This is a genomic window from Kribbella flavida DSM 17836, from assembly GCF_000024345.1.
Classification (GTDB): Bacteria; Actinomycetota; Actinomycetes; order Propionibacteriales; family Kribbellaceae; genus Kribbella; species Kribbella flavida.
Genome location: NC_013729.1, coordinates 7,346,559 through 7,372,724, shown reverse-complemented (window position 1 = coordinate 7,372,724; position 26,166 = coordinate 7,346,559). Strand labels below are relative to the sequence as shown.

General features: G+C 70.7%; 22 protein-coding genes. 15 read left to right on the top strand and 7 right to left on the bottom strand.

Annotation, left to right across the window (positions count from 1 at the left end; genetic code table 11):
• Positions 1–159: 159 nt before the first annotated feature.
• Entirely contained in the window at positions 160–1,371 is a 1,212-nt protein-coding gene (locus KFLA_RS34190) for a pyrophosphate--fructose-6-phosphate 1-phosphotransferase (RefSeq protein ID WP_012924420.1), read from the top strand.
• A gap of 54 nt (positions 1,372–1,425) precedes the next feature.
• Here the strand turns inward: KFLA_RS34190 and KFLA_RS34185 are convergent, their stop codons facing one another.
• The 3 genes from KFLA_RS34185 to KFLA_RS34175 all read right to left on the bottom strand — a co-directional run bounded on the left by KFLA_RS34185 (position 1,426) and on the right by KFLA_RS34175 (position 3,025).
• Positions 1,426–1,878: a low molecular weight protein-tyrosine-phosphatase gene (locus KFLA_RS34185; RefSeq protein ID WP_012924419.1), complete on the bottom strand. Its 453-nt coding sequence runs from the start codon at positions 1,876–1,878 to the stop codon at positions 1,426–1,428.
• A gap of 1 nt (position 1,879) precedes the next feature.
• Positions 1,880–2,266: a phage holin family protein gene (locus tag KFLA_RS34180; RefSeq protein ID WP_012924418.1), complete on the bottom strand. Its 387-nt coding sequence runs from the start codon at positions 2,264–2,266 to the stop codon at positions 1,880–1,882.
• Between the two features lie 90 nt (positions 2,267–2,356).
• Complete coding sequence (locus tag KFLA_RS34175) at positions 2,357–3,025, bottom strand: GntR family transcriptional regulator (protein ID WP_012924417.1); 669 nt, start codon at positions 3,023–3,025, stop codon at positions 2,357–2,359.
• Positions 3,026–3,238: 213 nt separating this feature from the next.
• Between KFLA_RS34175 and KFLA_RS34170 the strand changes: the two genes are divergently transcribed.
• From KFLA_RS34170 to KFLA_RS34150, 5 genes are all read left to right on the top strand, one after another.
• Positions 3,239–4,816, top strand: a complete 1,578-nt coding sequence (locus tag KFLA_RS34170; protein WP_012924416.1) for a phage tail tip lysozyme — start codon at positions 3,239–3,241, stop codon at positions 4,814–4,816.
• Between the two features lie 10 nt (positions 4,817–4,826).
• Positions 4,827–5,438: a PEGA domain-containing protein gene (locus KFLA_RS34165; RefSeq protein ID WP_012924415.1), complete on the top strand. Its 612-nt coding sequence runs from the start codon at positions 4,827–4,829 to the stop codon at positions 5,436–5,438.
• A gap of 102 nt (positions 5,439–5,540) precedes the next feature.
• Positions 5,541–6,413, top strand: coding sequence for a dimethylarginine dimethylaminohydrolase family protein (locus KFLA_RS34160; protein ID WP_012924414.1), 873 nt, complete (start codon positions 5,541–5,543; stop codon positions 6,411–6,413).
• Between the two features lie 78 nt (positions 6,414–6,491).
• Positions 6,492–7,583, top strand: coding sequence for a histidinol-phosphate transaminase (gene hisC, locus KFLA_RS34155; protein ID WP_012924413.1), 1,092 nt, complete (start codon positions 6,492–6,494; stop codon positions 7,581–7,583).
• Positions 7,584–7,860: 277 nt separating this feature from the next.
• Positions 7,861–8,580 carry an SDR family NAD(P)-dependent oxidoreductase gene (locus KFLA_RS34150; protein ID WP_012924412.1) on the top strand — a complete coding sequence of 240 codons (720 nt, stop codon included), beginning with the start codon at positions 7,861–7,863 and terminating at the stop codon, positions 8,578–8,580.
• Positions 8,581–8,861: 281 nt separating this feature from the next.
• On the opposite strand, the gene KFLA_RS34145 is transcribed toward KFLA_RS34150, so the two are convergent.
• Positions 8,862–9,470, bottom strand: a complete 609-nt coding sequence (locus tag KFLA_RS34145) for a hypothetical protein (RefSeq protein WP_012924411.1) — start codon at positions 9,468–9,470, stop codon at positions 8,862–8,864.
• A 506-nt stretch (positions 9,471–9,976) separates the two neighbouring features.
• A complete protein-coding gene (locus KFLA_RS34140) occupies positions 9,977–10,936 on the bottom strand; it encodes an EamA family transporter (protein ID WP_012924410.1) in 960 nt (319 codons plus the stop codon).
• A gap of 202 nt (positions 10,937–11,138) precedes the next feature.
• On the opposite strand from KFLA_RS34140, the gene KFLA_RS34135 reads away from it, so the two are divergent.
• The 4 genes from KFLA_RS34135 to KFLA_RS34120 all read left to right on the top strand — a co-directional run bounded on the left by KFLA_RS34135 (position 11,139) and on the right by KFLA_RS34120 (position 16,348).
• On the top strand, positions 11,139–12,428 hold the full coding sequence (locus tag KFLA_RS34135) for a phytase (protein WP_012924409.1): 1,290 nt from the start codon (positions 11,139–11,141) through the stop codon (positions 12,426–12,428).
• 352 nt (positions 12,429–12,780) lie between these two features.
• On the top strand, positions 12,781–13,956 hold the full coding sequence (gene pdhA / locus KFLA_RS34130; RefSeq protein ID WP_012924408.1) for a pyruvate dehydrogenase (acetyl-transferring) E1 component subunit alpha: 1,176 nt from the start codon (positions 12,781–12,783) through the stop codon (positions 13,954–13,956).
• Between the two features lie 5 nt (positions 13,957–13,961).
• Positions 13,962–14,939: an alpha-ketoacid dehydrogenase subunit beta gene (locus KFLA_RS34125; protein WP_041289613.1), complete on the top strand. Its 978-nt coding sequence runs from the start codon at positions 13,962–13,964 to the stop codon at positions 14,937–14,939.
• Positions 14,939–16,348, top strand: coding sequence for a dihydrolipoamide acetyltransferase family protein (locus tag KFLA_RS34120; RefSeq protein ID WP_012924407.1), 1,410 nt, complete (start codon positions 14,939–14,941; stop codon positions 16,346–16,348). The genes KFLA_RS34125 and KFLA_RS34120 overlap by 1 nt, the downstream gene beginning before the upstream one ends.
• Positions 16,349–16,468: 120 nt before the next feature.
• Here KFLA_RS34120 and KFLA_RS34115 read toward each other — a convergent pair whose 3' ends face one another.
• Entirely contained in the window at positions 16,469–17,923 is a 1,455-nt protein-coding gene (locus KFLA_RS34115) for a S8 family peptidase (protein WP_012924406.1), read from the bottom strand.
• Between the two features lie 201 nt (positions 17,924–18,124).
• Here KFLA_RS34115 and KFLA_RS34110 point away from each other — a divergent pair, with 201 nt between their 5' ends.
• The 5 genes from KFLA_RS34110 (at position 18,125) to KFLA_RS39510 (ending at position 22,893) form a co-directional block, all read left to right on the top strand.
• Entirely contained in the window at positions 18,125–18,859 is a 735-nt protein-coding gene (locus tag KFLA_RS34110) for a GntR family transcriptional regulator (protein ID WP_012924405.1), read from the top strand.
• Positions 18,856–20,223 (top strand): MFS transporter, encoded by a 1,368-nt coding sequence (locus KFLA_RS34105; RefSeq protein ID WP_012924404.1) that lies wholly within the window; start codon positions 18,856–18,858, stop codon positions 20,221–20,223. The genes KFLA_RS34110 and KFLA_RS34105 overlap by 4 nt, the downstream gene beginning before the upstream one ends.
• Positions 20,224–20,330: 107 nt before the next feature.
• Positions 20,331–21,317 carry a daunorubicin resistance protein DrrA family ABC transporter ATP-binding protein gene (locus KFLA_RS34100; RefSeq protein ID WP_012924403.1) on the top strand — a complete coding sequence of 329 codons (987 nt, stop codon included), beginning with the start codon at positions 20,331–20,333 and terminating at the stop codon, positions 21,315–21,317.
• Positions 21,314–22,147 (top strand): ABC transporter permease, encoded by an 834-nt coding sequence (locus tag KFLA_RS34095; protein ID WP_012924402.1) that lies wholly within the window; start codon positions 21,314–21,316, stop codon positions 22,145–22,147. The genes KFLA_RS34100 and KFLA_RS34095 overlap by 4 nt, the downstream gene beginning before the upstream one ends.
• A gap of 119 nt (positions 22,148–22,266) precedes the next feature.
• Positions 22,267–22,893, top strand: a complete 627-nt coding sequence (locus KFLA_RS39510; RefSeq protein WP_012924401.1) for a TetR/AcrR family transcriptional regulator — start codon at positions 22,267–22,269, stop codon at positions 22,891–22,893.
• Here KFLA_RS39510 and KFLA_RS34085 read toward each other — a convergent pair.
• Complete coding sequence (locus tag KFLA_RS34085) at positions 22,874–26,164, bottom strand: ATP-binding protein (protein ID WP_012924400.1); 3,291 nt, start codon at positions 26,162–26,164, stop codon at positions 22,874–22,876. The two genes, KFLA_RS39510 and KFLA_RS34085, sit on opposite strands and share 20 nt — an antisense overlap.
• Positions 26,165–26,166 lie beyond the last annotated feature (2 nt).

Genomic DNA, 26,166 nt, shown 5'->3' with positions numbered 1-26,166 from the left:
ACGGGCGGCGGTAGGCCCGCGGCGGCGGCGAAGACCAAAGTCCGCCGGGACGGTACTTCGGTCGGCGGTGTCCGGCTGGTGGGCCCCAACCACCGTTGGGAGTGGTCTGCATCACTACGCTGTGAGCGACTTCAGCGACCTCCGGAAGGACCCTGACCCATGGCTGCCGACAAGTCTGTCCGCAGAGTTGCCCTTCTCACCGCGGGCGGGCTCGCGCCCTGCCTGTCGTCCGCCGTCGGCGGACTGATCGAGCGCTACACCGCCGTGGCGCCCGACGTGGAGATCATCGGATACCTGAACGGCTACCACGGTCTGCTCAGCGGCCGGCACGTCGAGGTGACACCCGAGGTGCGCGCCAAGGCCGGGCTGCTGCACAAGTTCGGCGGCAGCCCGATCGGCAACAGCCGGGTCAAGCTGACCAACACCGCGGACCTGGTCAAGCGCGGGCTGATCGCCGACGGCCAGAACGCGCTGCAGGTCGCGGCCGAGCGGCTCGTTGCCGACGGCGTCGACGTGCTGCACACGATCGGCGGCGACGACACCAACACCACCGCGGCCGACCTGGCGGCGTACCTGCACGAGCACGACTACGACCTGACCGTGGTCGGCCTGCCGAAGACGATCGACAACGACGTGGTGCCGATCCGGCAGAGCCTGGGCGCCTGGACGGCGGCCGAGCAGGGCGCGCTGTTCGCCCGCAACATCGTCGCCGAGCACAGCTCGAACCCCCGGATGCTGATCGTGCACGAGGTGATGGGCCGCAACTGCGGCTGGCTGACCGCGGCGACCGCGCTGGCCTACCGCGAGTGGTTCAAGCAGCAGGAGTGGAACCCGGGCATCGGGCTGAGCGCGGGCCGCTGGGACATCGACGCGGTGTACGTGCCGGAGGCACCGATCGACCTGGACGCCGAGGCCGAGCGGCTCAAGGCGGCGATGGACCGCGAGGACTGCGTGAACATCTTCCTGTCCGAGGGCGCGGGCGTGCCGGCGATCGTGGCCGAGATGGAGGCCCGCGGCGAGCAGGTCGGCCGGGACCCGTTCGGGCACGTGAAGCTGGACACGATCAACCCGGGCGCCTGGTTCGCCAAGCAGTTCGCCGAGCGGATCGGCGCGGAGAAGACGATGGTGCAGAAGAGCGGGTACTTCAGCCGCTCGGCCGCCGCCAACGACCGCGACCTGGCGCTGATCAAGCAGTGCACCGACTACGCCGTGGACGCGGCGCTGCGGGGCGAGTCCGGGGTGGTCGGCCACGACGAGCAGCGGGGCGACGAGCTGCGCGCGATCGAGTTCCCGCGGATCGCCGGCGGCAAGGAGTTCGACCCGTCGACGGACTGGTTCGTCGCGCTGAAGGCCGAGATCGGCCAGGCCTGACCTGGTGCGTCCGAAGAACCCTGCGCGGTGGCGCCGGGTTCTCCGGACGCGGGATCAGCGGGTGAGGCGCTCGACCCAGCGGTCGGCTGCTTTCTCAATCTGGTCGAGCACCTCGTCGAAGCCCTCGTCCTCGCCGTAGTACGGGTCCGGTACGTCGAGCTCGGCGAACAGCTCCGGCTGGATCGCCGGGTCGGGGCCACGCCGCCGGACCAGCGCCGCCAGGTGGCCGGAGTCCATCGCGAGCACCAGGTCGCGCTCGGCGAACCAGCCGGCGCGGAACTCCTGGGCCCGGTGCGCGCTGCCGTCGTACCCACGGCGGCGCAGCGCGGCGGCCGCCCGGGGATCCATCGGGTCGCCCGCGTGCCAGCCGTCGGTGCCGGAGCTGGTCACCACCACGTCGTCGATGCCGGCCTCGGCCAGCTTCGCGCGCAGTACCACCTCGCCGATCGGCGAGCGGCAGATGTTGCCCGTGCAGACGATCTCGACGCGCCTCACCACGCCGGTCATCTCAGCGGATCTCCGCCTTGTCGGGCAGCACCACGTTCAGCAGTACGCCGACCAGGGTGATCACCAGCGAGCCGAGCAGCGCGGCGACGAAGCCGTCGACGTGGAACTGCACGTCGAGCTTGCCGGTGATCCACGACGTCAGCAGCAGCATCAGGGCGTTGATCACGAAGATCAGCAGGCCCAGCGTGAGAATGATGAACGGCAGCGACAGCAGCTTCGCGACCGGCTTCACCACCGCGTTCACGACGCCGAAGATGGCCGCGACGATCAGCAGCGTCAGCACCCGGCGGCCCGTGGTCGAGCCCTCCAGGGTGATCCCGCCGACGACCCAGCTGGCGACGGCCAGCGCGACCGCGTTGGCCAGCAGCTTGATGATCAAGTTCTTCATGCACCGATCCTGCCACCCCGGGCATCGCCGGCCCTGTTTCCCGCTCCGGGGGAGCCAGGAGCCGGCGGGCTGCGTCGGAGCGGACGTGGCTCAGGACGGTGGGGTGGCGATGGCTTCGAGCAGGGACTCCTCGGCGCCGGCCAGGTGGCGGCGCAGCTCGTCGACGCACTCGTCCAGCTCGCCCCGCTCCAGCAGCCGGACGAGCTTGCGGTGCGAGGCGACCTGCTGCCGGGCGTCCTGGCGCAGCGCGTCCACCCGTGCGAGCGCGAGCCTGGCCTCGCCGGTGATCGAGTCGGCGGTGGCGATCAGCCGGGCGCTGCCGGTCAGCGCGACCAGGCTGCGGTGGATCGCCAGGTGCGTCTCGGTCATCGCCTCCGGGTCGGCGCCGTCCTTGGCGGTGGCGGCGAACTCACGCATCGCCGCCCGGACCCGCTCCCGGGCCGCCTCGTCGGCGTCGAACCAGGCCTTGATCCCGGCCGACTCGAGCACGAACCGGGCCCGGCAGATGTCGGCGACCGCGTCCGGGTGCAGGATCGCCACGCTGACGCCCTTGTTCGGCTCGCGGACCGCCAGCCCCTCGGTGACCAGCATCGTCATCGCCTCGCGCACCGTACTGCGGGCGACGCCGAGCGCCTCGGCCAGCGGCTGCTCGCGCAACGGCGTGCCCGGTTCCAGGTCGCCGGCGAAGAGGGCGGCCCGGAGCGCGTCCACGACCCGGTCCACCGTGGTCGAGCGGTCCACCCGCAGCCGTTCGTACATGGGGCGATTCTCGTCCAGTCAGGCTCCGTTGTCGCGTTCGGCACCGGTGCGGCGCCCGGCCCGCACCGAACCTGTGGACAACTCCCGACATGATGAGCCGCTTTTCGGGCAGGCTGTTCCCAGCGCCCCGGCCCGACCACTCGATGCGGGGGCCCCGAGCCGACGACGGTTCCGTTCCGCCCGGAGAGCCGCTGATCGACCCAGGAGGACGTGATGGAGGGTAAGGCGCTGCCGGCGCTGAGCGCTGCCGGGCTCATTCTCGTCCTCCCGCTGCTGATCGTGCTGGCGATGCTGCTGACCTCGATGGGATCGATCGGCCAGGCCTCGGCCTGTACGCCGTCGCAGACCGCCGGCAAGGCGTTCGGCTGGCCCACCGAGAAGCAAGAGGCCTCGCAGGGCTGGGACGACGGTGAGAACAAGCACACCGGTCTGGACTTCGACGTCCCCAAGGGCAGCAAGGTGATGGCCGCCGAGGACGGCACGGTGGTCTCGGTCGAGGGCGACTGGATCAAGATCAAGCACCAGGACGACGCGGTCCAGACCTGGTACCAGTTCTTCGAGTCCAAGAGCGTGCGGGTCGGTGACGAGGTCACCCGCGGCCAGGAGATCGGCAAGTCCGGCGAGGGCGACGAGGACGAGCCGGGGGAGAGCGGCGAGCACCTGCACTTCGAGCTCCGGATCCGCGGCGGTGAGAACGGCGGCGGCGAGCTGGTGCCGCGGGACCCGACCAACGAGCTCGGCGCGGACAGCGCCGAGAGCTCGTCGGGCTGCGGTTGCGGCACCGGTGGTCCGCTGGTCGGCGGCAACAACCAGGAGAAGGCCTTCAACTTCTTCGCGTCGAACGGCTACAGCAAGGAGCAGGCCGCCGGCATCGTCGGCAACATGATCCACGAGTCGGGCGTCGAGCCGGCCCGGCTGCAGAGCACGCCGCCCGGCCAGATCACCCACGCCAGTGCGGCCCGCGGCAGCTCACTCGGCTGGGGCATCGTGCAGTGGACTCCGGCCGGCAAGATGATCAATCCGTCGATGGAGGCCACCGGCAACGACGAGGCCAAGGTCGAGTCGCTGGAGTGGCAGCTGGAGTTCCTGGCCAAGCAGCTGCTCGGCGAGGGGCCGCTGCCCGAAGGACCGGCCGGTGACAAGCTCCGGGCGGCCGGCGGGGTCGACGAGGCCGCTGTCGCCTTCGGCCGGTACTTCGAGCGGTTCGCCGGCTCGCAGGACGTGAACAACCCCGAGTACGCGGAGCGCAAGGCGACCGCCCGGGAGGTCTTCGCGACCTTCGGCGACGGCGCGGCCGCCGGTGGTGGTGGCGGCTGTGGCGCCGGCAACGGCGACATCGTCGCGACGGCGAAGATGCTGGCCTGGGACACCCCCGGCCACGGCAAGTACAAGTCCGACGCCAAGCCGGAGTACCAGGAGGCGATGCCGAAGTGGAACGGCTCGACCGGCACCGACGAGTTCTCCGACTGCGGGGTCTTCGTCGCGACGGTGATGCGGATGAGTGGCGCCGATCCGGACTACCCTGTCCGCGGCACCATGATCCAGGAGCCCTACCTGCGCAGCTCCGGCAAGTACGACGTGTTCGACAACATCACCGAGGACGAGCTGCAGCCGGGTGACATCCTGATCGGACCGGGGCACACGTACCTGTACGTGGGCGAGTTCAACGGGTACAACTCGGCCTCCGCCTCGCTGCACGGGCACGTGCCCGAGGCGACGAACACGTACGGCATCGGGACCATCTTCGCCGCCGCCCGGTTGAAGAACGCGCCCGCCCCGCAGAGCGACTGAGGAGGAACGGATGGACGAGCAGAATCCGCGGTTGTGGCTGCTCAGCGGCGTCGTGGTCGTCGTCCTGGTGGTCCTCGTCGGCGGCTACCTGGTCTTCCGCGGGGGCGCGGAGTCGAAGCTGACCGTGCAGTCGATCCCCAACGACCTGACCCTGACCCTCGACGGCCGCCCGATCCCCGCGAACGGCGAGGTGAAGGTCAAGGCCGGGCAGCACACGCTGACGGCCGAGCGGGAGGGGTTCCAGAGCTACACCCAGACCGTGACCGCGAAGGGCGGCGACCCGCTGACGGTCAAGATGTACCTGTACGCCAACGGCCCGGCGGGCCGGATCTGGGTGCAGAACAACCCCGACCAGGCCCTCGAGGCCGAGGCCGAGGCGGGCCGCCGGTTCGACGAGATCCAGCGCCGGCTGTGGGCCAAGTATCCCGTCCTGCGCGAGCTGCCGTACGTCGGCCCGGGCTTCAAGGCGACGTACCAGGCGTCCAAGTCGGAACCGAACAATCCCGAGGCGATCTCGCTCAAGATCCGGGTCTTCTCGGCCGACGGCCGGACCAAGGCGCTGCAGTGGCTCCAGGGCCACGGCTACGACCCGGCCTCGCTGGACATCATCTGGACTCGGTAGCGGGCCCGTGTTGACGGCGCCCGGGCGGATCTGCACACTGACTGATTGTCGGACAATCAGGGGATCCGTCAATGACGGGTCCAGAAGCAGCGAGGTGCGTTCATGGGTCAGCCACTCCGGTGGGGTCGGCGGTATCTGATGGTCCGCCCGGACCATTTCCGGATCGACTACGTGATCAACCCGTACATGTCGACCCAGGACCAGCCGGACCCCGCGCTGACCCGCAGGCAGTGGGACGCACTGCGGCAGGCGATCGTCGACGCCGGCGGCTCGGTCGAGGTGCTGGAGCAGCGGCCGGACTCGCCGGACATGGTCTACGCGATGAACCTGGGGCTGGCCACCGCGGACGGCCGGGCGATGCTGTCGCACATGCGGTTCGAGCCGCGGCGGCACGAGTCGCTCACGGCGGCCGAGTGGTTCACCGGCCACGGGTTCGCGCTGGACCGGGCCGGCGGCGACGGTGTCGGGCCGCACTTCGAGTCCGGCGACGCGTTCGTGTTCGGCGACAGCCTGGTGGTCGGCTACGGGCCGCGCACCGAGGCGCTGGCCCTGAAGCACCTGGCCACCGAGTGGAACCTCCGGGTCCGCGGGCTGCGGATCGCGCACGAGGGCATGTACCACCTCGACCTGCCGTTCTGTCCGGTCGACAGCACGCACGCGCTGGTCTACCCGCCGGCCTTCGACGCGGCCAGCCAGGCCGAGCTGGCCGGCATCGTGCCGGAGCCGATCGTGCTGACCGACGACGAGGCGTTCGCGTTCAGCGGCAACTCGGTCGTGGTCGGCGAGACGATCCTGATGCCGGCCTGCTCGCCGCGGCTGCGGGAGATCCTGACCGGGCTCGGGCTGCGCGTGGTGGTGCTCGACCTGTCCGAGTTCCACAAGGGCGGTGGCTCGGCGCGGTGCCTGACGAACCCGCTCGATTTCGACCTTTCCGGGATCACCGTGCCCGGCGGGGACGTCATTCTGCCGGCCTGACGGCGAGACGCTGGACAATGTGTCCGGTCGGCCCGCAGGCACTTCTGCCCAGGTGGTGGAAGCCTTTAGCCTGCGGGCATGACCGCACACGATGAGGTCCGCTTCCGCTCCTGCCTGGACGACGTCGCGGCGTACAAGCCGGGTCGTCCGCCGGAGCGCACCGACGGCCGCCCGACGTACAAGTTGTCCAGCAACGAGAACCCGTACCCGCCGCTGCCGGGGGTGCTGGCCGCCGCGACGGCCGCCGCGGAGAGCATGAACCGCTACCCGGACATGGGTGCGGTCGACCTGCTCGAGGCGCTGTCCGAGCGGTTCGGCGTGCCGCAGAGCGACCTCGCGGTCGGCACCGGGTCGGTCGCGGTGCTCTACCACCTGCTGCAGGCGGCGTGCGATCCGGGCGACGAGGTGGTGTACGCCTGGCGGTCCTTCGAGGCCTATCCGATCGCCGTCCAGCTGACCGGCGCGACCTCGGTCCGGGTACCGCTGACCGAGGACGCCCGGCACGACTTCAAGGCGATGGAGGCGGCGCTGACCGACCGCACCAAGGTCGTGCTGATCTGTACGCCGAACAACCCGACCGGTCCGGTGGTCCGTCGCGACGAGCTGCTCGCCTTTCTCGACGTGGTGCCGCGTACCGTGCTGGTGGTGCTCGACGAGGCGTACCGGGAGTTCGTGCGCGAGCCGGAGACGGTCGACGGCGCCGAGCTGTACCGGGACCGGCCGAACGTGGTCGTGCTGCGGACCTTCTCGAAGGCCTACGGGCTGGCGGGATTCCGGATCGGCTACGCGATCGGGCACCCGCCGGTGGTCGCGGCGATCCGCAAGTGCGCGCTGCCGTTCGGTGTGAGCCACGTCGCGCAGGCGGCGGCGATCGCTTCGCTGCGGGCCGAGCCCGAGCTGCTCGAGCGGGTGGACGCGCTCGTCGCAGAGCGGGACCGGGTGGTCGGCGAGCTGCGGGCGGCGGGCTGGGACGTGCCGGAGACGCACGCCAACTTCGTCTGGATGCCGCTCGGTGAGCAGACCGTGGCGTTCGCGGAGGCGGTCCAGGCCGAGGGGGTGTCGGTTCGCCCGTTCCCCGGCGAGGGGGCCCGGGTGTCGATCGGCGAGCGGGAAGCGAACGACCTGTTCCTCGCCGTCGCTCGCGACTGGCGCAAACAACCCTCGACCTGACCCCAGTCGGCGAGTCCGGATCGGCGAAGTCCAGCTTCAGGTCCCACGCCGCTGACCCGGCGCCAGGTCCTCTCGCGGTCCCCCCGCCCGAGACGCATTTCGAGGGGTTAACCCGTCAAATGCAGGGTTGACCGCTCGGATTTCGGTGGGTCAACCCTGCATTTGGAGGGTTAACCCTCGGCCTGGTGCTGTCCGGGCGGGCGACACCGCTCGGCTGGCCGTGGTTGCGGGGCGGGTGGTCTACTGCGTGCTGGACAACCTGGAAGGAGGTGGTCGGGTGCGGTCGCTGGTGTGGATTTCCGGGGCCTCGGCCGGCATCGGCGCGGCGCTCGCGCGGACCGTGCCGTTCGAGCAGGCGCGGGTGATCGACCTGTCGCGCAGCGGTGGCGGGTCCGCCCGTGGCGAGTACGTGCACTTCCGGGCCGACCTGGCCGAGGTGTCCGAGTGGCAGCGGGTCGAGCGGCACTTCGAGGACGAGCTGGCCGGGTTCGACGGCGAGCGGGTGGTGTTCGTGCACAACGCCGGCACCGTGGCCCCGATCGGGCCGGCCGCCGTCGTCGACCCGGCGCAGTACGCTCGCTCGGTGCTGCTGAACTCGGCGGCGCCGCAGGTGCTCGGACGGGCGTTCCTGCGCGCCACGGCGGAGCTCGACTGCGAGAAGCACCTGGTGATGCTGTCGTCGGGTGCGGCGAGGAAGCCGTATCCGGGCTGGTCGGCGTACAACGCGGGCAAGGCGGCGGTGGAGCAGTGGGTCCGCAGCGTCGGCGAGGAGCCGACCGGATGCCGGGTCGTCGCGGTCGCGCCGGGCGTCGTCGACACCGCGATGCAGAGCGAGATCCGGAAGGTGGACGAGCAGGCCTTCCCCGCGGTCGAACGCTTCCGCGACCTGCACCGGACGGGCGGGCTGATCACCCCGGAGCAGGCGGCGACGGGCATCTGGTCCCTGCTCGACCGTCCGTTGTCCAGCGGAGCGACGGTCGACCTGCGTGACCTCTGAGGATCTGGTTGCCCTCGACAACTCAGTGTTGCCTCGGGCGAAGCAGTGTTGCCCAGGCATCGAACGCCAACGCAGCGGGGCGCGATGAGAGCGGCATACCAAGAACGCTCGGCGCGCGGGGTGCTTGCCGGTGGGGCTGGTCGGTGAACCGCCCCCGGACAACGAAGAACGGCACCGGGAAGGAGTGAGGCGTACTTCCCGGTGCCGTTCGTTTCGTGCTACCGCGTCAATCGCCCCACCGAGGCGACTTCGTCGGGTCCTGCATCACTGACCAGGGAGGGTCAGCTGTTCTGGCCGACGCCCTGCTCGCAGGTCTCGAGCTTGTCGACGCCGTTCTCTTCCTGGTCCAGGCCCAGCAGGCCGGTCAGGTCGTTCACCGGCACCTGGACACCCAGGACGTTGACCGGAACGTAGTTGTGGCAGACCTGGAACGGGCCGACCTTGTTCTCGCTGACGGAGATGAGGCCGCTCTCCTCGGCGCGGTACCACTTGCCGCGGTTGCTGTTCTGGCCAACCTCCTGCTCGCAGGTCTCGACCGCGGTGACGCGGTTCTCCTCCTGGTCCAGGCCGACGATGCCAACGATGTCGTTGACCGGCACCTGGACGCCGAGGACGTTGACCGGAACGAAGTTGTCACAGGCCTGGAACGGGCCGATCTTGTTCTCGTCGATGGCGATCAGGCCGCCGTCCTTCTCCACCGCGTACCACTTGCTCAGCTTCTTGTGGTCGCCGTAGCCCTTGCCGTCCTTGCTCACCTTGGAGGCCGCGTCAGCAAGGCCGCTGCCGGCCTTCGAGTTGTCGACCATGTTGGCGCTCACGACGGTGGCGAGGCCCAGCGTGGCGACGGTCGCCACGGCAGCGGCAGCGGCGATCTTGCGTGTTACCTGCATTATGCGAGGTTTCCTTTCGGGTTTGACGGATCGTCTCACTGGTAACGACGGCTGGTGCGTGTGGTTACACAATTTGGGTACAGATTTTTTCGGCCCGGGGGGATTGCCGCTCGGCCCATAGTCTGTGGGTGATGAGTTCGCTGACCAGGCAACGACATCGTTCTGACCAGGCAACTTGCCGGTAACTGCGAGGGAAGGAACGGTCGCGAGGTTCGTCTCATCGGGGCGTAACCAAGGCCGGACCTGTTCGTTGTCTCATCGCGGGAGACGGATCATCCGATGATTCGAAATGTATTTTCGGTGGGCTCGGTGGTCGCCGAATCAGCATCTTCAGATGAGTCGGAATGTCGTCGCAGTTATACCGTCGGACATTCGCGCCATGTTTTTTCGGGGCAGGGCGTGACCGGCACCTCAGGACCCGCTGCCGCGCGCATCGGCAGCGGTGGGAGACCCGGGCACCCCATGGGAGCCCGGGTCTTTCCCTTTTCCTGCGGCCGGCTCGGCTGCTACTGCTCCGGCTCGGCCGGCGTCGCCGGGCGGCGCTCGGCGGTGACCACCAGTGCGACGCCGAGCACCACGACCGCCCCGCCGAGCAGGATCGTCGGGGTGACCCGCTCGCTCAGGATCAGCCAGCCGAGCAGGACCGCAACCACCGGGTTCACGTAGGCGTAGGTGCCGATCAGCGAGATCGGCGCGTTCGCCAGGAGATAGGTGTACGCCGAGTAGGCGAGCAGCGACCCGAAGACGACCAGGTAGCCGAGCGCGATCCAGCCGTCGGTGTGGATCGCGTCCAGGTGCAACCGCCCGGGCTCACCGCGCAGTACGCCGAGCAGGACCATCGCCGTCCCGCCGATCGCCATCTCGTACACCGTCGCCACCAGCGGGTCCTTCGGCAGTCCGAGGCGCGGCGAGAACCGGGAGCCGACCGCCCAGCTGATCGTGCCGAGCACCAGGATCACGACCGACAGTGGTTTCGCGCTGGTGTCGCCGCTGGACAGGGAGAGCAGAGCAGCGCCGGTGAAGCCGATCAGTACGCCGATCCAGGTCAGCAGGCGCGGGCGTTCGCCGCCACCGACCCGGAGCAGCATCAGCCAGAGCGGAACGGCCGCGACCAGCAGCGCGGCCAGGCCGGACGGCACGGTCTGCTCGGCGACCGCCACCGCGCCGTTGCCGAAGGCAAGAAGGAGCAGGCCGACCACGGCCGTGCCGAGCAGTTCGCGGCCGGTCACCTTGAGCCGGTGCCCGCCGGAGCGGAGGGCGAGAAATCCGGCCAGCAGCGCGGCCGCGGCCAGGAACCGGGCCGCCATCCCCAGCATCGGCGGGATCTCCGCCTCGACCACGATCCGGATGGCGAGGTAGGTCGAGCCCCAGACGATGTAGACGACCACCAGCGCCGACCAGATCATCGCGGTCGACGCGGTCCGGGCGCCGGCGTTCGCCGGCACGGTGGGCGCAGGCGCGGCCATCGATCGCTCCTTTGTCATGGGCAAAACTGCACAACGATCCTGACGCTAGTCCGCCGACGTGGGCGGCGGCAAGGGGTTTGGCTGCCAGTGGCCGGTGGATTCCTGCCGGGTTCACCCGGCGGACAGCCGGTGGCCACGGGGTGCCGCGAGCCTGTCCGCTGGTGCCGTGCCCGCAGGTGCGGCCGAGCGTGAGGAGAATCCGATGCGATCCACCAGCGTCCTGCTGGCCGGTGCCTTGGCGGCCGTCACCGCCTTGCCTGCCGCTGTTCTGCCCGCCGCCGCCCGGCCGAACCCCGAGCGCGGTGCCGGAGTCCAGGAGCTGGTCTCGGTGCGGGCGGCGGTCGAGACCGCGCCCAACTGGGACGACGAGGCCGGCGGTGACGCGGACGCCGACGACCCGGCGATCTGGGTCGACGCGGTCCGGCCGGAGCGGTCCGTGGTGCTCGGCACGCTCAAGAACGGTGGCCTGACCGTCGTCGATCTCGCTGGACGGCAGCTCCAGCATGTCGGCACCCCGCCCGCCCCGGCGCCCGGCCGGGAACCCGGCCGGTTCAACAATGTCGACCTGGTCCAGAACGTGCGGCTCGGCGGCCGGGTCCGTGACCTCGCCGTCGTCACCGACCGCGGCCGCGACCAGCTCCGCGTGTACGCCGTCGACCGGCGCGGCGCCGGCGCAGGGAACAAGGTGCTCGCCGACGTCACCAGCCCGAACGCCCCGCTGGTGTTCAGCAAGGACACCGCCGAGGTCCAGGACCAGCGCACGGCGTACGGCGTCGCGGTGATCGCTGACCCGGCCGGACCGCTGGTCGCGGTCAGTCGGCGCAGCGAGACCCGGATCGGGCTCTTTCGCCTGGTCACCGACGGACCGAACATCTCCTACCGGCCTGTCACCCACTGGGACTTCCCCGCGTCCTTCGAGCTCCGTGACGGCAGCACCTGGTCACCGTGCGCCGACCCGGGCGACCGGCCGCAGTTCGAGGGCATGGTCTTCGACCGGACCACCCGCACCCTGTACGCCGCGCAGGAGGACGTCGGCATCTGGCGGATCCCGCCGCACGGCCGGCCGCAGCTGGTGGAGAAGGTGCGCGAGTTCGGTCAGCCCGCGGAGTACGACGAGAGCACCGAGGAGTGCGTTCCGACCGGGCCGCCCGCCCTGGACGCGGGACAGCACCTGAGCGCAGACGCCGAAGGCCTGACGATCGCCTACCGGCACGGCACCCGGACGCTGTACGCGTCGAGCCAGGGCGACTCCACCTTCGCGGTCTACCGGCTCGACGCCCGCGGGCTCAGCCACCGGGCCGGGTTCCAGGTTGCCGACGGACCGGCGACGGACGGCGTACAGCACAGTGATGGAGCGGCGGTGTCCACACGGTCCCTGGGGGCGCGGTTCCCGCACGGTCTGCTCGCGGTGCATGACGGCGAGAACACGCCGGGCGACGGGGACCGGGAGGGGACCAATTTCAAGCTGGTCCGGCTTGAGCAGGTGCCCTGATCGGTACCAATCTGTGACGCAAGACACCCGAGGCGGCGAATCGGTGTCACATTGCTCGTTCCGAGCGTGCCGACGGCTGCTGGTATGACCACCTGTCGGACTGGTGTCTCATGCCGGCACGGCTTTCGGTACCGGCGTACGAGTCGGCGTCCAGACAGTTAGCGGATCAACCATCTCCTCGGTACGGTGTCCGGCAAGATGGGCAGTGATACCAGTGAGGAGGTTCACTGCCGGACGGTGCATCAACCTGGATCCACGCGGTCCTGTCTGCGAGGCCTCACCCGGCTGGTCAGGCCGGCGGCGTGCAAGTTGCGGTCGCGGCGATCCCGCGCTCGAACCCCGAGGAGTGCATGTGAGTGAGTCGGTGCCGGGCCTGGCCCCGGAAGTGTTCGCGCCCGTCGAGGCGCCGGTGAGTCCGCCACAGGCCTCCGAGGAGGTCGAGTTCGTCCAGCTGCTGACGCCCGAAGGTGAGCGCGTCGAGCACCCGGACTTCGCGTTCGACCTCGACGACGAGGCGATCAAGGGCTTCTACCGGGACATGACCATCGTTCGCCGGATCGACACCGAGGCGACCGCGCTGCAGCGCCAGGGCGAGCTGGGCCTGTGGGCTTCGCTGCTCGGCCAGGAGGCGGCCCAGATCGGTTCCGGCCGCGCGCTCAACGCCAAGGACATGGTCTTCCCGACCTACCGCGAGCACGGCGTCGCGTACTGCCAGGGTGTCGACCCGCTGAACCTGCTCGGCCTGTTCCGCGGCGTCGACCAGGGCGCCTGGGACCCCCGGGACAACAACTTCCACCTCTACACGATCGTGATCGGCGCCCAGACGCTGCACGCGACCGGGTACGCGATGGGCCAGCAGCGCGACCACGCGGTCGGCGACCCGGACACCGGCGAGGCCACCATCGCGTACTTCGGCGACGGCGCCTCCAGCCAGGGCGACGTGAACGAGGCCTTCATCTACGCCTCGGTGTTCAACGCCCCGGTCGTCTTCTTCTGCCAGAACAACCAGTGGGCCATCTCCGAGCCGATCGACCGGCAGACCCGGATCCCGCTGTACCAGCGCGCGGCCGGCTTCGGCTTCCCCGGCGTCCGGGTCGACGGCAACGACGTGCTCGCGACGTACGCCGTCACCCAGCAGGCGCTGAAGCGGGCCCGGGAGGGAAGCGGCCCCACCCTGGTCGAGGCCTACACCTACCGGATGGGCGCGCACACCACCTCCGACGACCCGACCAAGTACCGGCTGTCCGAGGACCTGGAGTACTGGAAGCTCAAGGACCCGATCGAGCGGGTGAAGGCCTACCTGGCCCGGTCCGCCGGCGTCGGGCAGGACTTCTTCGCCGAGGTCGAGGCGGAGGCCGACCAGGTCGCCGCCGAGCTGCGCCGGGGCTGCCTGGCGATGCCCGACCCGACGATGACCGACTTCTTCCAGCACGCCTACGTCGACATGCCGGACGAGCTGGCCGTCCAGCGCGACCAGTACGCCGCGTACGCCGCTTCGTTCGGCGCCGATTCAGAGGGCGAGGGCTGAGCCAGATGACCAAGATCAGTCTCGGCAAGGGCATCAACAAGGGCCTGCGGGCCGCGATGGAGAACGACTCCAAGGTGCTCGTGATGGGCGAGGACATCGGCAAGCTCGGCGGCGTCTTCCGGGTCACCGAGGGCCTGCAGAAGGACTTCGGCGAGGACCGGGTGATCGACACCCCGCTGGCCGAGTCCGGCATCATCGGCACCGCGGTCGGACTGGCCCTGCGCGGCTACCGGCCGGTCTGCGAGATCCAGTTCGACGGGTTCGTCTTCCCGGCGTACGACCAGATCATCAACCAGGTCGCCAAGATGCACTACCGGTCGATGGGCAAGCTGCGGATGCCGATCGTGATCCGGATCCCGTTCGGTGGCGGCATCGGCGCGGTCGAGCACCACTCGGAGTCGCCGGAGACGCTGTTCGCGCACGTCGCCGGGCTCAAGGTCGTCGCCTGCGGCGACCCGGTCGACGCGTACTGGATGATCCAGCAGGCGATCTCCTCCGACGACCCGGTGATCTTCTTCGAGCCCAAGCGGCGGTACCACGAGAAGGCGGAGCTGGACGAGTCCGTGCCGCCGGCGTACCCGCTGCACCAGGCCAAGGTGGTCCGCGAGGGCACCGACGCCACGCTGTTCTGCTACGGGCCGATGGTGAAGACCTGCCTGCAGGCGGCCGAGGCCGCGGTCGAGGACGGGCGCGACCTGGAGGTCGTCGACCTGCGCACGATCTCGCCGCTCGACCTGCGCACGATCTTCGACTCGGTCAAGAAGACCCGGCGCGCGGTCGTCGTGCACGAGGCGCCGTACTCGCTCGGCCCGGGCTCGGAGATCGCGGCGCGGGTCACGGAGGAGTGCTTCTACCACCTGGAGGCGCCGGTGCTCCGGGTCACCGGGTACGACACTCCCTACCCGCCGTCGCGGATGGAGGAGGAGTACCTGCCCGACCTGGACCGGGTGCTCGACGGTGTCGACCGGGTGATGGGGTACTGATGGGCATCCAGCAGTTCCGCCTCCCCGACGTGGGAGAGGGCCTGGTCGAGGCCGAGATCGTCAGCTGGAAGGTCAAGCCGGGCGACGCGGTGAAGCTGAACGACACCGTGGTCGAGATCGAGACCGCCAAGTCGCTGGTCGAGCTGCCGGTGCCGTTCGCCGGCACCGTCACCGAGCTGCTGGTGCCGGAGGGGGAGACGGTCCCGGTCGGTACGCCGATCATCGCCGTCGAGACCGCCGACGCCACTCCGGGCGACCTGACCCCACCGGTCACCTCGGGGACGCCGAAGGAAGACCTGGTCCCGGACATCGAGAACGGCGGTACGGGCCGCACGGCGGTGCTGGTCGGTTACGGGCCCCGCACAACTGAAGCCAAACGCCGTCCCCGCAAGGGCGCAGCATCGGCCGCGCCGCAGGCCGTGCCCACACCCGCACCGGTCGCCGCCGCGCCGACTCCGGTCCCGGCTTCCGCGCCCACCCCGGTCGTGGCCGATGTTGCCGCAGGCAACGTGCACGTGCTGGCGAAGCCACCGGTGCGGAAGCTGGCGAAGGATCTGGGCATCGACCTGAGCACGGTGACCCCGACCGGAGCCGGCGGGGTCGTCACCCGGGCCGACGTGGAGAACCACGCCGCGACCGGTGCACAGGCCGCGGGTGCGGTCGCCGGAGCCGCGAGCGCCGCCGCGCAGTACGCGCCGGTGCGGTCCGGTCAGGGCGACACCCGGATTCCGGTCAAGGGTGTGCAGAAGGCGATGGCGCAGGCGATGGTGGCCAGCGCGTTCACCGCGCCGCACGTGACCGAGTGGATCACCGTCGACGTCACCGCCACGATGGACCTGGTCGAGCGGCTCAAGCAGGACAAGGCGTTCCGCGACCTGCGGGTCTCGCCGCTGCTGATCGTCGCCAAGGCGGTCACGCTGGCCGCCCGCCGGACGCCGATCGTGAACGCGGCTTGGGACGAGCAGGCCCAGGAGATCGTGCTCAAGGGCGCGGTCAACCTGGGCATCGCCGCCGCCACCCCGCGCGGCCTGATCGTGCCGAACATCAAGGGCGCCGAGTCGCTCACCCTGCCCGAGCTGTGCCGGGCGCTGAACGACCTGGTCGCCACCGCCCGCGAGGGCAAGACCCAGCCCGCCGACCAGGCCGGCGGCTCGTTCACGATCACCAACGTCGGCGTCTTCGGCGTCGACGCCGGTACGCCGATCATCAATCCCGGCGAGGCCGCGATCCTGGCCTTCGGTGCGGTCCGCAAGCAGCCGTGGGTGGTGGACGACCAGATCGTGCCGCGCTGGATCACCACGCTCGCGCTGTCGTTCGACCACCGCCTGATCGACGGCGAGAAGGGCTCGATCTTCCTGGCCGACGTGGCGAGCATTCTCGAGGACCCGGCCCGCGCGCTGATGTTCTGAGTTGTCCGCCGAACGGCCCGGGCGGTCTCCGCCTGGGCCGTTCGTGCTGTGCCGGGCCTGCTGGAACGAACACTGAGGGGCCCCGGGCGGGGGACCCCTCAGTAGTTCAGTGCCGCGATCTCACCAGGTGCGCTTGACCGCGTCCAGGGCGTCGACGATGCCCTCGCCGTAGAAGGCGTTGTTGGCGGTGGTGCCGGTGCACCGGGCGTCGGGAGTGGCCGGGCAGGCGGTGTCGTCGGCCTGCCGCCACAGCGCCCGCTCGAGGTCGCGCGGGCTCCACCACGGGTGGGTCGACTTCATCAGCGCGGCGACGCCGGCGACGTGCGGCGACGCCATCGACGTACCGCTCATCGGCGCGTAGCCGCCGCCGGGCATGGTGGACAGGATGCTGCTGCCCGGGGCCGCCACGTCGATCGTGCGCAGGCCGAAGTTCGAGAAGAGGCTCTTGGCCCGCGCCTGGGTGGTGCTGGCCACGGTGATCACCCCGGGCAGCTCGGTCGGCAGGTCGAGGCAGTCGTTGCTGATGGTCCGGGTGACCGCGGTGCTGTCGTTCGGGCTGGTGGTGTCCGTGGTCTTGTTGGACAGGTCGTAGTTGGAGTTGCCGGCCGCGGCGACCGACAGCACACCCTTCTTGGTGGCGAAGGACACCGCCCGGCGGACCGACTCCTGAACCGCCCCCTGGTCGCCGTTGTCGTCGCACCAGAACTGCCACGGGTCGATGAAGTAGCTGTGGTTGGTGACGTCCATCCCGCGCTCGGCCGCCCAGACGAATCCGCAGATCGAGTACTCCGGGTAGATGTAGCCGTCGTCGTTGACCACCTTCACCGAGGCGATCCGCACGCCCGGGGCGACGCCGACGATGCCGACGCCGTTGCGGGCCGCGGCGACCGTGCCGGCCACGTGCGTGCCGTGTGCGCTGGTGGTCGGCCGCCAGCCGCCGGCGGTCTGGTCCGGGATGCCGTTGCCGGTGCAGTTCACCGAGTTCGCGGCGTCGAAGTTCGGCGCCAGGTCGGGGTGGGCGTCGTCGACGCCGCTGTCGTTGATGCCGACCAGCACCTGCCGCGAGCCATCGGTGATCCGGTGGGCCTGGTCGGCCTTGATCTGGACCATGTCCCACTGCTCGCCCTCGCGCGGGTCCGGGACGACCGCCGCCTCGTCCGCGGCGAGCCGCTGCGCGACGGTCTTCTTCGCCGTGCCGACCGGTCCCTCGGAGACCGCAGCGGTCCGGGTGGCGCCGACGGACTGCACCTCGCGGCCCTCGCGGCCGGACCGGACGGCGGTCCGGAAGTTCGGGTTGGTGCTCTGGGCGATCAGCACGCCGATCTGGTCGTACGACTGCACGACCGTGCCACCGGCGGCCTCGATGGCCTTGGCCACCTTCTTCGCGTGGCCCTTGCCGGCTTTGGTGTTCACCACGTAGTTCATCAGGACGCCGGGGGCGGCCGGGGCCGCGGTGGTGGTGGCCGGGGCGGAGGGAGCTGCCTGAGCAGCGGTCGCGGCGCCGGCGGCGGTGAGGGCCAGGGCCGCCACGGCCAGGCCGGCGCTGAGCCGGCGGGTACGGGAGCTTCGGGACACTTGCTCTCCTCAGAACACGGAGCGAATCGGGACGGCAACGCTCCGGTGACTCTAGAGCGGTTTTCCGTCCGGCGCCCGTTGCCGGGCCAGGACAGGGGAAACCCGTCACGGTTATCCACAGACTTGTCCACAGCTGTGAGTGAAAAGTCGGCTGCTAACATAGATACAACAGAGATGCATGCGGTCGATCGAAGGAGTGTTGTGGGAAGCGGGGCCGCCGGCGATCAGCCGGCCCACGGGGTGACGTTGGGGGACGAGACGGCGGAGATCGCCCGGGTGGTGGCCGAGGCGGCGCCGGGGGTGGAGAAGATCCCCGCGGCGGAGCGGGTGTACGCCTCCGTCAAGGCGGCGATCCTGGACCGGGTGTATCCCGGCGGGCAGCTGCTCACCGAGGGCGAGCTGGCCACCGCGGTCGGCGTCTCCCGTACGCCGGTCCGGGAGGCGTTGCTGCGCCTGGAGGAGTCCGGCCTGGTCAAGCTGTACCCGAAGAAGGGCGCGCTGGTCCTGCCGGTGCTGCCGCAGGAGATCAACGACGTGCTGGAAGCGCGGGAGCTGATCGAGACGCATGCGGCGGCCAAGGTCTGGCCGCGCCGCAAGCAGCTGATCGAGGCGCTGACCGCGACGGTCGACCAGATGCGCGCGCACCGCCGGGCCGGCGACGCGAAGGGCTTCCTGGAGGCCGATCGCGCCTTTCACGAGGCCATCGTCGGCGCCGCCGGCAACGAGATCCTGGCCAAGCTCTACAACAGCCTGCGCGACCGGCAGGTCCGGATGGGCGTGCCCGGCATCGAGGTGCAGCCGGCCCGGATGGACAAGTCGATCGCCGCGCACCAGGAGATGATCGAGGCGCTCGGCGGTAACAGCGTCCGGCGGTTCCGCGAGCTCGTGGTGGCGCACATCGAGGTGGCGGCGGCGGATCTGCGAGGCGTGCGGTGACCGAACTGCTCTTCCCCCTGGGCGGTCGGCGAGCCTGGGCGGTGTGGGGCACGGCGGTCGTCACCTACCTGGTCACCGTGCTGCACCGCGGCTCGATGAGCGTCGCCGGTCTGCAGGCGGCCGAGCGGTTCGACATCTCCGCCTCCGCCCTGGCCAGCTTCACCGTCGTCCAGCTCACCGTGTACGCCGCGATGCAGGTCCCGGTCGGCATCCTGCTGGACCGGTACGGCTCGAAGCGGCTGCTGATCACCGCGTCCGTCCTGCTCTTCGTGGCCCAGTCCGCGTTCAGCCTGGTCGAGTCCTACCCGGCGGCGCTGGCCGCCCGGGCGGTGCTCGGCGTCGGAGACGCGCTGGTCTTCATCAGCGTGCTCCGGGTGGTGATGTCCTGGTTCCCGGCACTGCGCCAGCCGGTGATGTCGCAGGCGACCGGCATGCTCGGCGGCATCGGGGCGATCGTCTCGACGGTGCCGATGGCCGCCGCCTTCCACCACGTCGGCTGGACCGGCACGTTCGCCGGCGCCGCGGTGCTCAGCCTGGTGACCGGTCTGGCCGTCCTGTTCCTGATCAAGGACACGCCGTACGACGAACCGCTGCACCGCGCGAAGCAGTCGCTCGGCGAGGTCCGGCGCAACCTGCGCCGCGCCTGGCGTGAGCCCGGCACCCGGCTCGGGCTGTGGACCCACTTCACCACCAGCTTCTCCGGCTCGACGTTCAGTCTGCTCTGGGGCTATCCGTTCCTCGTTCGCGGTGAAGGCGTCGCGCCGTCCACCGCCGCGGCGATGCTGATCCTGCCGGTGCTGGCCGGACTGTTCTACGGACCGGTCGTCGGCCGGTACGCCGCCCGCTTCCCGTTCTACCGGTCCTGGATCGTGCTCGCGGTGATCGCCGGGGCGGCGCTGATGTGGACCGTCGTCCTGCTCTGGCCGGGTCAGGCGCCGATGCCGGTGCTGCTCCTGCTGATCGTCGTACAGGCGGCCGGCGGACCGGGGTCGATGCTGGGCCTGGACTACGCCCGGACGTTCAACCCGGCGACCCGGTTCGGTGCCGCGAACGGCATGGTGAACACCGGCGGCTTCATCGCCACGCTGATCTGCATCGGCATGGTCGGCATCCTGCTGGACGCATCGTCCGGCGGAGCTCCGCAGACGATCACCGACTTCAAGTGGGCGCTGACCTTCCAGTACGTGCTCTGGGGGATCGGCACCGTCCAGATCCTGCGCTACCGGCGCAAGGCCCGTGCCACCCTGGCCCGCTACAACCCGGAGATCTACGAGGCGCTGCGGGCCAACCAGGTCGTCCCGCTGAAGGACGACACCTCCCAGCAGCACAGTGTGGCCGACAAGGTCCTGACCAGCGCGCGCTGACACCGGCTGGCACGGCCTGGTACGGCCGTGCCAGCCGAGTGCCAGGCCCGTACCAGAGCGGTCGGCGACTGTTCTCTCAGCCGCGAAAGTCACGCTGGGAGGCGACGATGTCCGCAACGAACCCGAACGCCATCGAGGCGGAGGGACTGGTCAAGAGATACGGCAGTACGACGGCGCTGGCCGGGGTCGACCTGACCGTGCCGGCCGGCACGGTGCTGGGAGTGCTCGGCCCGAACGGCGCCGGCAAGACGACGGCGGTGCGGATCCTCGGCACGCTGCTGCGGCCGGACGCCGGCCGCGCGGTGGTCGGCGGGTACGACGTGGTCCGCGAGGCCGGCAAGGTCCGCGAGATCATCGGCCTCACCGGCCAGTACGCCTCGGTCGACGAGGACATGTCCGGCCGGCGCAACCTGGTGATGATCGGCCGCCTGCTCGGGATGAACCGGGCCACCGCGCGGGCCAAGGCCGACGACCTGCTCGAACGGTTCGAGCTGACCGCGGCCGGCGAACGGATCGCCAAGACCTACTCCGGCGGGATGCGCCGGCGGCTCGACCTGGCCGCCAGCCTGGTCGGAGACCCGAGCATCCTCTACCTCGACGAGCCCACGACCGGGCTGGACCCGCACGCCCGCAACGGCGTGTGGGACACCGTCCGCAACCTGGTGCTCGACGGTACGACGGTGCTGCTGACCACGCAGTACCTGGAGGAGGCCGACGCGCTGGCCGACTCGATCATGGTGTTCGACAAGGGCAAGGTGGTCGCCTCCGGGCGGCCGGCGGAGCTGAAGGCCCAGGCCGGCAAGCAGTCGCTCGACGTCCGCCCGTCCGAGCCCGGCCACCTGGAGCGGGTCGCGGCGATCGTCGCCGAGGCGGTCGGCACCCGGCCGACGGTCGACGTGGTGAACGCGGTGGTGAGCGTGCCGGTCAGCGACGGGACCTCGATGCCGGTGGTGGTCCGCCGGCTCGACGAGGCCGGCATCGCCGTCACCGAACTGTCGCTGCGGCTGCCCAGCCTGGACGAGGTCTTCCTCGCTCTGACCGGTCACACCGCCGAGCAGGAGTCCACCGCCGTCCTGGAAGGAGCGGGCCGATGAGCACCGCCACTGCGCCGGCCGCGCCGGCTCCCACGCCGGGCCACGCCGGCCGTCGGCACCGCCCGTTCGCCTGGGTCGAGCAGAGCCTCACGCTGGCCTGGCGCAACATCGTCCGGATCCGGCAGAACCCCGAGGCGCTGGCCGACGTCACGTTCCAGCCGATCATCTTCCTGGTGCTGTTCCTGTTCGTGTTCGGCGGTGCGATCGCGTCCGGTGGCGGCGGCTGGCGCGAGTACCTGCCGTACCTGCTGCCGGGCCTGCTCGTGCAGACCGTGGTGTTCTCCACGATGGGTACCGGCGTCGGCCTGAACGACGACTTCGCCAAGGGCGTCTTCGACCGGTTCCGCAGTCTGCCGATCGCCCGGATCGCGCCCCTGGTCGGCGCGGTGCTCGGCGACGCCGTGCGGTACATGCTGTCGATCGTGATCCTGATGGGGACCGGATTCGTGCTCGGCTTCCGCTTCGAGAACGGGGTCGGCTACGGCCTGCTGGCCTGCGGACTGGTGCTGCTGTTCGCGCTGTCGCTGTGCTGGATCTGGGTCTGGCTCGGCCTCAAGCTGAAGACCGCGCAGGGCGTGCAGGGCGTCGCGATCCTGGTGATGTTCCCGCTGACCTTCGGCAGCAACGTCTTCGTGCAGACCGACACGATGCCCGGCTTCCTGCAGGCGTTCGTGGACGTCAACCCGGTCAGGTACCTGGTCGACACGATGCGCGGCATGATGCTCGGCGGCGACATCCAGCGCCCGCTGCTAATCACGCTGGCCTGGATGGTCGGCCTGGTCGCGGTCTTCGCGCCGCTGGCCATCCGCGCCTACCGCCGCCGCACCTGACAGGACGGCGCAATTCGTTCGCGACACCCCGTGGGGCCGGAGCCGTGTTCCGGCCCCACGACCTTGCACTGAGTGACTAGGATGAACGGGTCACGCACGGGGTAGCGACAAGAGGTGTTATGAACGAACCCCCCGTGCGCCGGTACTCCGGGCGTTCGGTCGACGAGTGGAAGGCCGCCCGGCGGGAGCGTCTGCTGGACGCCGCGCTGGAGCTGTTCGGGACCGAGGGCTATCCCGCAACCTCGGTGGAACGCCTGTGTGGGCAGGCGAAAGTGTCGACCCGCCACTTCTACCACGAGTTCCAGAACAAGGAAGCCGTGCTGCTCGCGGTGCACGCGCAGCTGATCGAGCTGGCGGTCCGCAGTACGGGTGAGGCGCTGGCCGCGACCGCGGAGGCGCCGGTCGAGCAGCGGATCGGGGCGGCCGTCGAGGGGTACCTGCGCACGATCATGACCGACCTGCGGCGGGCCCGGATCTCGTTCGTCGAAGTGGTCGGTGCCAGCCCGGCGGTGGAGGAGCAGCGGATCGCGTTCCGCGAGCTGCTGGTCTCCAGCGTCGTGAGGATCGGCGACACCGCGGTGGCCCGGGGCGAGATCAAGGCGAAGGACTTCCGGTTCCTCGGGCTGTGCTTCATCGGTGCCGTCAACACCGTCGTCTACGACTGGATGCTGGCCGATCCCCGGCCGCCGGAGCAGCAGGTCCAGGTCGCGCTGCGGGACCTGGCCGTCAACCTGATGACGAGCTGAACCGCTTGCGCAGTTCGGCGAAGGCGTCGTGGTGGCCGATCCGGGCCGCGGCCTGGTAAGCGGCCTGGAACCGGGCCTCGCCGAGCTGGGCCTGGGCAGCTGCCAACGTAGCGCGGACGTCGGAGTCCGGCACGGTCCGCGCTCCACGCAGCGCGGCGGCCAGTCCGAGGGTCCGGGCGGACAGCTCCGCGTCGCCGGCCAGCAGGTCCACAGCGGCCGCCGCCTCGACGACGCCGGCGGTCACCGGCACGTCGTCGGTGTTCAGCGCGAAGCCGACCGCCGGCGCGATCCACCGGCGCGCGGCCGGAAGGTCGCCACGGGCAACCATCACCCGGCTGAGCTCGGCCATCACCATCGCCTGGCCGTGCGCAGCGACGACCTCGACGCCGGCAGCACCCCCGGCGGGTGCGATCCGCTCGGCCTGCAGGTCGAGCATCGTGGCCGCCCGCTCGGCCAGCTCCAGCGCCTCGTCCAGCTCGCCGGTCCGCCGGGCCAGGGTTGCCAGCCCCATCGTGATCATCGCCTGGCCGCTCCGGCCTCCGGTCTCCCCGGCCAGCTGCAGGGCGTGCAGCATGTCGGCCTTGGCGCCCTCGGCATCGCCTACCTCGAACCGGCTGAAGGCAGCCTGGCCCAGCAGTTGGGGCACACCCTCAGGGGTGCCGAGCTCGCCGATCAGCCGCAACGCCTCGGTCAACGAGTCCAAGGCGGCCTGGTGCTCACCGTGCGCCGCTTGCTGGGTGGCCAGGCCCCGCAGCGCCAGCGCCGTTCCCCAGCGGTCGCCGATCGCCCGGAAGCCGTCGAGGGCGACGGCCAGGTCGGCGGCCATCTGCTCGAGGTCGCCCTCGTTCTCCCGGAACATCGCGGACATCATCACCGCCATGTTCCGGGTCCAGGGATCGGGGTGCGAGCGGGCCTCGTCCAGCTCCCGGAAGGCGCCGGCGGCATCCCGGCGGATCGCGGCCCAGGCGGCGTTGGTGAACCGGCCGACGCCGGACTCCAGGACCTCCGGGTGGCGCCGGTTGAGCAGCCGGACCTCGGCCAGCGCCCGGATCGCCCCGGTGATCGAGTTCGACCCCTCGACGCCGTCGCCCAGCGTGCCGAACGCGTACAGCATCACCGCGGTCGCCCGGGTCAGCGGCGGCGTCGGTCCTGGGACAGCGAGCGCCGCCTCGAACCAGGCCACGGCCTCGGCCGGCTGCCCGCGCATGGTCCAGTACTCGCCGAGCGAGGCGACCAGTTCGAGCGAGTTCGTGGCCTGGCCGCTGTCGACCGAGTGCCGCAGGGCGTCGAGCAGGTTCTCGCTGTCGGCGTCCAGCCGGGCGATCCACTGCAGCTGGTCGCCGGTCCGCAGCTTCGGCCGCGCCTGCCGGAGCAGGTCACCGAAGTACGCCGTGTGCGCCTGCCGGAACCGGTCCACCTCGCCGGCCGCCGCGAGCTGCTCCGCGCCGTACGCCTTGACGGTCTCGAGCATCCGGTAGCGCACCGAGCGGTCGTCGGCGGCAGCGTCGACGAGCGACTTGTCCACCAGGGACGCCAGCACGCCGAGCACCGCCTCGGGCGGCAGGTCGGAGTCGGAGCAGATCTGCTCGGCGGCCTCCAGCGTCGCTCCGCCGGAGAACAACGACAGCCGCCGGGCCACCGCCTGTTCCTCCGGCTCCAGCAGCTCCCAGCTCCACTCGACGACTGCCCGCAACGTCTGGTGCCGGGGCAGCGCGGTGCGGCTGCCGCTGGTCAGCAGCCGGAACCGGTCGGCCAGCCGCTCGACGATCTGCTGCGGGGTCAGCGCGCGCAGCCGGGCCGCGGCCAGCTCGATCGCCAGCGGCATACCGTCCAGCCGGCGGCAGATCTCCGCGATCGCCTCGCGGTTGGCGTCGGAGACGGCGAAGTCGGGCCGGACCGCGCGGGCCCGGTCCACGAACAGCCGGATCGAGGGGTAGTCGTCGTCGGTCGCGTCGACCGGCGGCAGTGCGAGTGGTCCGACCTGGTGCAGATGCTCACCGGGGATGCCCAGCGGCTCGCGACTGGTGGTGAGCACCCGCAGCCGGGGACACTCGGCCAGCAACGAGTCCACCAGCCGAGCGACTTCCTGCACCAGGTGCTCGCAGTTGTCGAGCACGAGCAGGATCCGCCGGTCCGCGATCACCTCGACCAGGCGCTCGGTCGCTGCCCGGTGGGTCGGAAACCTCTGCGGTGTCAACGTGGTCTGCAACGTGTCGACGAACTCGCTGGCACCCAGTGTGCTGAGCACAGCCGGGGCGACGTCGGCCGCTTCGGCGAGCGGCGCCAGCTCGACCAACCAGATGCCGTCGCCGCTGTGCTCGACCAGGGTCCGGCCGGTCTCGGTCGCCAGCCGCGTCTTGCCGGCGCCGCCGGGACCGACCATCGTCACCAGGCGGGCTCCGTCGGCCAACTGCCGGGTCAGCTCCGCGACGTCCTCGGCGCGGCCGACGAAGCTGGTTAGCGGCATGCGCAGGTTGCTCTTCGGGGCGGCGGCGACCGGCCGCGGTACGGCGGCGACCGCGGGTGGCGGGTCGATCGCGTCGCCCCGCAGTACGGCGACGTGCACGTCCTGCAGCCGCCTCCCCGGGTCGGCCCCGAGGTCATCCACCAGCGTCGTCCGAACCCGCTCGTACGCCGCCAGCGCCTCGGCCTGCCGCCCGTCGGCAGCCAGAGCCCGGATGAGCAGCTCGTGCGCGCGCTCCCGCAGCGGATGGCCGAGGGTGAGTCGCTCCAGTTCGGCCACGACCTCGCGGGCGTGACCAGTGGTGATCGCGGCCTCGGCAAGGTCCTCAGCCGCGGCCAGCCGGAGCTCACCCAACCGGTCGGCCTCGGCCTCGGCGAACGGAAGGTCCCGCAGGTCGGCCAGGGCCTCACCGCGCCAGAGCCGGTGCGCCTGCGTGAGCAGGTCGCGCGCTTGTGCGGGGTCGGTGGCGAGCAACTGCCGCCCACGCCGAGCCAGCTGCTCGAACCGGACCGCGTCGACGCTGTCGGCCTCGATGGTCAACGTGTACCCGGCCGGACCGGACTGCACGGAGATGCTGGACTCCGTGACCGGCAGGCTCGCCCGGAGCCGCGACACGAGTGACTGCAGCGCGTTGGCACTCGGCGCCTCGCTGCCCCAGAGCCCGTCGACCAAGGTGTCCACGCCGACCGGGCGGCCGGCGCCGAGCGCGAGCCGGGCCAGCAGGCCACGCAGCCGAACACCGCGGACGTCCAGCGGTGTCCCGTCGGCCGCCCACATCGCGAGTGGACCGAGCACCGCTATGCGCACCG

What these genes read in the sequence shown, in the direction of transcription:
- KFLA_RS34140 (WP_012924410.1), bottom strand. Translation starts at nt 10,936, where the DNA reads ATGGCCGCGCCTGCGCCCACCGTGCCGGCGAACGCCGGCGCCCGGACC.
- hisC (WP_012924413.1), top strand. Translation starts at nt 6,492, where the DNA reads ATGACCGCACACGATGAGGTCCGCTTCCGCTCCTGCCTGGACGACGTC.
- KFLA_RS34170 (WP_012924416.1), top strand. Translation starts at nt 3,239, where the DNA reads ATGGAGGGTAAGGCGCTGCCGGCGCTGAGCGCTGCCGGGCTCATTCTC.
- KFLA_RS34135 (WP_012924409.1), top strand. Translation starts at nt 11,139, where the DNA reads ATGCGATCCACCAGCGTCCTGCTGGCCGGTGCCTTGGCGGCCGTCACC.
- KFLA_RS34185 (WP_012924419.1), bottom strand. Translation starts at nt 1,878, where the DNA reads ATGACCGGCGTGGTGAGGCGCGTCGAGATCGTCTGCACGGGCAACATC.
- KFLA_RS34180 (WP_012924418.1), bottom strand. Translation starts at nt 2,266, where the DNA reads ATGAAGAACTTGATCATCAAGCTGCTGGCCAACGCGGTCGCGCTGGCC.
- KFLA_RS34165 (WP_012924415.1), top strand. Translation starts at nt 4,827, where the DNA reads ATGGACGAGCAGAATCCGCGGTTGTGGCTGCTCAGCGGCGTCGTGGTC.
- KFLA_RS34145 (WP_012924411.1), bottom strand. Translation starts at nt 9,470, where the DNA reads ATGCAGGTAACACGCAAGATCGCCGCTGCCGCTGCCGTGGCGACCGTC.
- KFLA_RS34120 (WP_012924407.1), top strand. Translation starts at nt 14,939, where the DNA reads ATGGGCATCCAGCAGTTCCGCCTCCCCGACGTGGGAGAGGGCCTGGTC.
- KFLA_RS34095 (WP_012924402.1), top strand. Translation starts at nt 21,314, where the DNA reads ATGAGCACCGCCACTGCGCCGGCCGCGCCGGCTCCCACGCCGGGCCAC.
- KFLA_RS34100 (WP_012924403.1), top strand. Translation starts at nt 20,331, where the DNA reads ATGTCCGCAACGAACCCGAACGCCATCGAGGCGGAGGGACTGGTCAAG.
- KFLA_RS34160 (WP_012924414.1), top strand. Translation starts at nt 5,541, where the DNA reads ATGGGTCAGCCACTCCGGTGGGGTCGGCGGTATCTGATGGTCCGCCCG.
- KFLA_RS34125 (WP_041289613.1), top strand. Translation starts at nt 13,962, where the DNA reads ATGACCAAGATCAGTCTCGGCAAGGGCATCAACAAGGGCCTGCGGGCC.
- KFLA_RS39510 (WP_012924401.1), top strand. Translation starts at nt 22,267, where the DNA reads ATGAACGAACCCCCCGTGCGCCGGTACTCCGGGCGTTCGGTCGACGAG.
- KFLA_RS34175 (WP_012924417.1), bottom strand. Translation starts at nt 3,025, where the DNA reads ATGTACGAACGGCTGCGGGTGGACCGCTCGACCACGGTGGACCGGGTC.
- KFLA_RS34190 (WP_012924420.1), top strand. Translation starts at nt 160, where the DNA reads ATGGCTGCCGACAAGTCTGTCCGCAGAGTTGCCCTTCTCACCGCGGGC.